At 63.5% G+C, this 5,140-nt stretch carries 4 protein-coding genes and 1 pseudogene; 3 read left to right on the forward strand and 2 right to left on the reverse strand.

The window, feature by feature from the left end; translation table 11 throughout:
* Both Q0L57_RS05610 and Q0L57_RS05615 read left to right on the forward strand, forming a co-directional pair.
* Nucleotides 1-216: pseudogene (locus Q0L57_RS05610) on the forward strand (ABC transporter ATP-binding protein); the annotation flags it as partial.
* Complete coding sequence (locus Q0L57_RS05615; protein WP_296739247.1) at nucleotides 216-1,658, forward strand: amidohydrolase family protein; 1,443 nt, start codon at nucleotides 216-218, stop codon at nucleotides 1,656-1,658. The pseudogene Q0L57_RS05610 and the gene Q0L57_RS05615, both read left to right, overlap by 1 nt.
* 100 nt (nucleotides 1,659-1,758) lie before the next feature.
* Here the strand turns inward: Q0L57_RS05615 and Q0L57_RS05620 are convergent, their stop codons facing one another.
* Complete coding sequence (locus Q0L57_RS05620) at nucleotides 1,759-2,157, reverse strand: heme-binding protein (protein WP_296739250.1); 399 nt, start codon at nucleotides 2,155-2,157, stop codon at nucleotides 1,759-1,761.
* A 520-nt stretch (nucleotides 2,158-2,677) separates the two neighbouring features.
* On the opposite strand from Q0L57_RS05620, the gene Q0L57_RS05625 reads away from it, so the two are divergent.
* Nucleotides 2,678-4,165, forward strand: coding sequence for an amidohydrolase family protein (locus Q0L57_RS05625; RefSeq protein ID WP_296739252.1), 1,488 nt, complete (start codon nucleotides 2,678-2,680; stop codon nucleotides 4,163-4,165).
* A 220-nt stretch (nucleotides 4,166-4,385) separates the two neighbouring features.
* Here Q0L57_RS05625 and Q0L57_RS05630 read toward each other — a convergent pair.
* A partial coding sequence (locus Q0L57_RS05630; RefSeq protein ID WP_296739255.1) for an IclR family transcriptional regulator occupies nucleotides 4,386-5,140 on the reverse strand: 755 nt, incomplete at its 5' end.

Below are 5,140 nucleotides of genomic sequence, written 5' to 3' on the forward strand. Positions count from 1 at the left end.
GCCGGGCTGTCGATGCTGTTCATCAGCCACGATCTCGCGGTGATACGGCAGATGTGCGATCGCGTTGCGGTGATGAAGGCGGGCGAGATCGTCGAGCTTGCCGATACCGAGACTTTGTTCTCGTCCCCCACGCACGACTATACCCGCGAACTCCTGCGCCTCGCACCGTCGCTCGACCGCATCCTTTCCAGAGAAAACAAGAAGGCGACCGTCTGATGGCCGACATCCTGATCAAGAACGGCACCGTTATCGCCATCGATGATCAACGACGTATCATTCCCGACGGCGCCGTTGCGATCGAGGGCGACCGCATCGTGGCCGTCGGACCCGCGGACGAGGTGGCGCGCAGCCATCCGGCGCGCGAGACGATCGATGCCAAGGGCATGGCGATCATGCCGGGCTTCGTCGACAGCCACGCCCATGCCGGCCATGGTCTCATCAAGACGATGGGCGGCGGCCGTGGCGACATCTGGTACCAGGCATGCCGGGGAGCCTATACCGTGGGTTCGACGCCGGAATTCTGGCATGCCGAGGCTCAGCTTGCCGCCCTGGAGCGCCTGCGCTTCGGCGTGACGACGGGCGTGTCCCTGCTCGGCGGCGGCGACTCGGTTATGCGCACCGACGACCCTGCTTACGGCGACGCGCATATGGAAGGTGTGGTCGGCATCGGCACGCGCTCGGTGGTGGCGGTCGGCACCACCCGTCCTCCTCATCCCCTGACCTACGCGCGCTGGGAAGGTTCCGTGCGCGCCGATTACCCGGTGTCATTCGACCGGCAACTCGACACTTCGTTGAAGCTGGTGGATCGCTGGCATCGCACGCACGAGGATCGTCTGCACGTCGCCCTGTTGACGCCTACCATCCACCGCGAACACCTTGAAGGCGCGGACGCCGAGGCTGCCATCGCCCAGTCGCGCGAGGTGAAGCGGATTGCCGAGGAACGCAACCTGGTCTTCACCCAGGACGGCCACAAGAAGGGCAGCGTGAAGATCGCCCATCAGGTCGGCGTGCTCGGCCCGCGCACATTGTTCTCCCATGCCACAGGTCTCGACGAGGAGGAAATTGCGATCTGCGCCGAGACCGGTACCTGCATCGTCCACAATCCCAGCGCGGTGGCCGCCATCCTGGCGCGCTGTCCTGTCACCGAGCTCCTCGATGCGGGTGTCGTGGTTGCCATCGGCTCCGATGCCACCGCGCCGGATCGCTCGGCGGACATGTTCCGCCATATGCAGCAATGCATGCACTATCACCGCACCCATTTCCATGATCCGAGTTGGCTTCCGCCGGGCAAGGTCCTGGAAATGTGCACCATCGATGGTGCGCGTGTTCTCGGGCTCGATCACGAGATCGGTTCGCTGGAACCTGGCAAGAAAGCGGATGTCATTCTGGTCGACTTGCGCCGCCCGCATCTTTACCCCGCCAACATGCCAGAATTCCGCGTCACCTATTTCGCCAACGGCAACGACGTCCATACTGTCCTCGTCGGCGGGCGCGTGCTGCTGCGCGACCGCCGGCCGGTCCATGTCGATCAGGACGCGGTTCTCGATGCCGCGCAGCGGGAGACGGAGCTGATGATCGAACGGCTGGGCCTGCGCGAGGCGCTGCGAACGCCTGACCGGTTCTGGCGCTACAGCCGCGACACCGATCTCATTGAATAGCGCAACGCAATCCGCAAGGCCGCCTCGATGGTCCTGGCGAGGAGCCGTACGCTCCTCGCCGTCGACATCCGCGGCGCTCTCGGCGTTTGGCCCAGGCCGGTTACTTGAGCTTGCCTTCGACCTGCTTGATCGCCGCCAGCGCGCAAGCCTCGTCCAGATTGCCGCCAGGAGCACCGCCGACGCCGATCGCGCCAATGGTCTCGTTGCCGATCTTGACCGGCACGCCGCCGGCCAGGATCAGAAAACCATCGACGGCGACAAGCTGGGCCGCGGCGGGGTTGTCCTGGATGTTCTTGGCTATCGCGCTGGTGGGCGCGCGCAACGAGACTGCGGTATAGGCCTTGCGCCGCGCGGAATCGGGGGTGTGGACGCCGGCATTGTCCGCACGCAGCAGCGCCCTGAGAACGCCGGCGCGGTCCACGACTGCCGCCGACACGTTGTAATTATCGGCAGCACAGGCCTTCACTGCGCTTTGCGCCAGCTCGAGCGCGATATCCATTGGCATGTTCCGTTCCTGAAGCACCTCCGCAGAGGCGCCGCAGCTCAGCAAGATGGCACAGGCGGCGGCAAAGTATCCGAGCTTCGTCATGTGATCTCCTTTATGGACTGGGAGGGTACTGGTGCGGCCGGCCTTCAGCGCGGTAGCTCCGGACCCAAGGTTGACAGCGCATATTTCGTATTCACTTATATGCCTTCAGTGTATACTATATGATGCAAGCCAAATGTCTACCCATGAAGCTAGCTCAGCTCTACGGCGCGGTGAAGCCGGCGCGCGAGCGCGACCTAAAGGACCTATTGCCGGCTATCGGGAACGGTTGGCCGCCAACTGAAGGCTGCCGAGGTCTCCGCCGCAAGCCGTATCCACTTGCCGGGCACGCGCGAAATGTGCGCCGTGCCGACTACCGACCAACTATTGCTGAACAGGCGAAGCTTCGCCTTGGCGACGGCGAGAGAGATTTCGGCGTCCTTCTAACGACAACTGAAAGCTAGCGCCAATGCGGGGAGATAAGGGAAGAAGCATGCAACAGCGGACCAAACGGACACTCATGACGGCCGCCTGGGTGGTCGGGCATGAAGATGGCAAGCACATTCTGCTGCCGTGTGGCGAAGTGGTCTACCAGGATGCCGAGATCCTTTACGTTGGCCACGGATTTGCAGGCGAGGTCGACGAACGCATCGATTGCGGCCGATCCCTGATCGCTCCGGGGTTCATCGACCTCGATGCCCTTTCCGATCTCGACACCACTGTCCTGTCATTCGACAACCATCCGGCATGGCGCAAGGGGCGTGTATGGCCGAAGTCCTACATGGATGCCGGCCCCTACGAAATGTATACACCCGACGAGCTTGTCTTCCAGAAAGCCCACGCTTTCGCGCAGCTCATTCGAAACGGCGTCACGACGGCGCTGCCGATCGCCTCGCTCTTTTACCGCGAGTGGGGCGAGACGGTCGAGGAATTTGAAGGAGCGGCGGGCGCTGCCGCGGAACTCGGGCTTCGCGTCTATCTTGGCCCGGCCTACAGAACGGGCAATTCCTATGTCGAGCCGGACGGCAGGATCGACCTTTTCTTCGACGAGCCGCGGGGCCTGAAAGGGCTGGACGATGCGATTGCCTTCTGCGGTCGGATGGACGGTCGGCATCGCGGGCTGGTCCGCACCATGCTCGCGCCGGATCGCATCGAAACATGCACGGCTGAGCTGTTGCGCCGCACCGCTGCCGCGGGCCGCGAGCTTGGCGTTCCGGTGAGGCTGCACTGCTCGCAAAGCGAATTCGAACGTCAGACGGTGAGCCGCCTTCATGGCATGACGTCCATCGAATGGTTGGAGAGCCTAGGCTTCCTCACTGACCGGACGCTGTTGCCGCACGGGACGCATGTCAGCCCCTCACGTCTCGCGCCCGGGCCTGGGCGCGATCTAGAGATCATCGCCGAGAGCGGCGCGGTCGTCGTGCACTGCCCGCTTGTCGCCGGCCGCTTCGGCAACGGGTTGGAGAGCTTTGCCACCTATCGCGCGCGCGGCATTCGCATCGGGCTGGGCACCGACACATCTCCCCCCGACATGTTGCTCAACATGCAGATCGGGCTGATGACCTGCCGCTTGGCCGAAGGCAACGCCACCGCTTGCCGCGCCGAGGACTATTTTGATGCCGCCACGCTGGGTGGCGCGGATGCGCTTGGGCGTACCGACCTCGGGCGGCTCGCGCCCGGCTGCCGGGCCGACCTGGTGGTCTGGGACCTTGCCAATCCGGATCTCGGCCAGATCATCGACCCGATCCAGACCTTGATGATCTCGGCGTCGGGACGCGATGCCAGGACCGTGGTGATCGACGGCCGTACAGTGATGCGAGACCGGCAGATTCCGGGCGTCGATCATGTCTCCAATGCTGCCCGCGCCCAGCGTCAATTCGACGACCTGATGAACAAGTATCCGCTGCGCACCTTCGGCCACCCGCCCGTGGAAGAGATATTCTCGTCCACCTACAGGATTGTCGGAAAGACTGTTCGCTGATGTCTCCCAGTGACTGGCGGCCGATCCGCCAGCCTGCGGAGCGCCGCGATGTCGGGCGTTAAGAAAGGCGCCCGCTCGCGCCCTGGTAGTCGACATCCCGGGCGACTACGCCAGCCGTCGTGATTGCACCTGGATCAGACAATCCCTCTTCATGCATTGAAGCGGCGGTCTGGTAATCTGGCCGAGTTCGGCGGCTGATGGGAGATACGGAGCTCCTTGATCAAAGCTCACCCGAATAGCCCAATTTCACGCTGATCCTGGAAGCGAATTCTTTCACCAACGGCACGATGCTCGCCTCGACATCCGCGTGCCTGCTGGAGATCGCCGCCACGTCGAGGGCGGCGATGATCTCGCCGGATGCGTTCTGGATCGCCGCCGCCACACCGATCGAGCCGATGTCCATCTCCTGACTGGAGATGGCATAGCCACGTTGGCGGGTCTCGCGAAACAGCCGGCGAAGATGCGTCTTGCTGATTATCGTGAACGGCGTCAGCTTCACCAGTCTCTCACCGGCGAGATATCGATCGACGGTCTTGGCATCCCTGGCGCCTAGCAGGACGCGTCCCATTGCCGAGCAATAGGACGGCACGCCCCCTGAAAAAGGCGAGTCGTAGCGGACCGCGCGGTTCGCGACGCATTTGGCGATAACCTTGAGCATCAGGTCCTGGTTGAGGATGCCGAGCATGACCGTTTCACCGCATCGGTCGCGAAGGTCGCGCATGTAAGGTTCGGAAAAGGAGATCAGCTCCGCGTCTGGACCGCTCGCCCAGCCCGGACCGTTGCGATAGGCGGCGTTCAGCATGTAGCGGCCTGCATCGTCGCGCCCGGCATATCCTTTGGCGACCAGCGTCGCCAGCAGCCCATGGGTGCTGCTGGGCGGATAGCCCAGGTTCCGCGCAATCTCCTTCAGGAACAGCGGTCCCTTCGCCCTGCCCAACAGCTCCAGGACGTCCAGTATGCGTGCCGCGCTCTTCA

It is taken from the genome of Mesorhizobium sp. (assembly GCF_024509055.1).
Classification (GTDB): domain Bacteria; phylum Pseudomonadota; class Alphaproteobacteria; order Rhizobiales; family Rhizobiaceae; genus Mesorhizobium.